1 protein-coding gene is annotated in these 232 nt (G+C 39.7%); it reads left to right on the top strand.

The features are described 5' to 3' along the window. Positions 1–232 (top strand): PLP-dependent transferase (locus tag ACWA1B_RS23715; protein ID WP_456911157.1); only part of this gene is annotated, 232 nt, incomplete at both ends.

Genomic DNA, 232 nt, shown 5'->3' with positions numbered 1-232 from the left:
AAGAAACACAGCGAAAATGCTTTGGCTCTGGCTGAATGGCTAGAAAAACAAGATGAGGTGGTTTGGGTCAATTATCCAGGGCTGAAATCTAGTAAATATCACGATTTGGCAAATCAATATCTTCCAGAAGGAAAAAGCGGAATTATCACTTTCGGCTTAAAAGGCGGTTTTGATGCGGCGAAAAAAGTAGTAGACGAAACAAAATTGTTCTCTCTTTTGGCTAATATCGGAG

Source organism: Flavobacterium xizangense, from assembly GCF_054075145.1.
Note: the sequence above shows the minus strand (reverse complement) of the source record. Positions and strands in the feature narration are given on the sequence as shown.